Annotated in this window: 1 protein-coding gene; it reads right to left on the bottom strand. The window is 39.2% G+C overall.

Annotated elements, in window-relative coordinates; all coding sequences use genetic code 11:
• Position 1: 1 nt before the first annotated feature.
• A partial coding sequence (locus tag PVK70_RS18745) for an IS30 family transposase (RefSeq protein ID WP_274441713.1) occupies positions 2-929 on the bottom strand: 928 nt, incomplete at its 5' end.

Raw genomic sequence — 929 nt, 5'->3', positions numbered from 1 at the left:
CCTAGATCGTAACAATAACCGACACACGCTTACCGCTTAAAAACTCACTCGGACTCAGAAAATTTAATGCTTTTCTAGGTCTCGAATTAATCAAAAACTCTGCCTGTTTAACCTCTTTTGCAGCAAGTTCTCCAATGGCCATTCCCTTTGGGAAAAAACGTCTTAGTAAACCATTGGTATTTTCATTCAAACCTCGTTGCCAGGAATGGTAAGGTTTTGCAAAATAAATGTCACAGTTCAGATGCTTAGCTATCTTAGCATGACCCGCAAACTCTCCGCCATTATCAAATGTGATTGTTTTGCAAAGCCCTTTAAAGGGCTTCATCATGCGATTTATCCCACGAGTGACTGCTTTTTTGGACTTACTACGTACTTTGCAGGTAACTAATAACTTAGATACTCGCTCTACCATCGTAACTAAATACCCATCTTGGCCATAAACTGTGTCACCTTCCCAGTGGCCAACTTCTGATTTATCGTCAACAATTGTAGGCCGTTGAGAGATATCAACGCGGTTAGGGATTAGTCTTGCTCCCGCTTCTACACCTTTACGTTGTTTGTATTTTTTACCTTTTCGTGCAAGCATCCTTTGCCAATGTTCTCTTTTAATTGCATTATAAATAGTACTACAACATATTGTATTTTCGACTTTTTCTCTGCGCATTCGTCCAGATATTTGCTCTGGGCTCCAACCAAGCTGCAGATATATTTTAATTATTTTTTTATTCTTTTGGCTGCATTTTGTGTGCTTGTTAGAAAGCGTTCTTTTTTGAAAAGCATGTCTATGTGCTTGCTCGGCAGAATAACTTCCAGCAGGGCAACGTCGTAACTCCCTTGAAATGGAACCATTGCTCCATTTTAATTTTTGTCCTATTTCACGAGCAGAAATACTATGTGTATTCCAAGCTTCAATCTGATATCTTTCACTC

Source organism: Aliivibrio sp. A6, assembly GCF_028765505.1.
Classification (GTDB): domain Bacteria; phylum Pseudomonadota; class Gammaproteobacteria; order Enterobacterales; family Vibrionaceae; genus Aliivibrio; species Aliivibrio finisterrensis_A.
The sequence above is the reverse complement of the archived record's forward strand: the minus strand, read 5'-3'. Positions and strand labels throughout refer to the sequence as shown.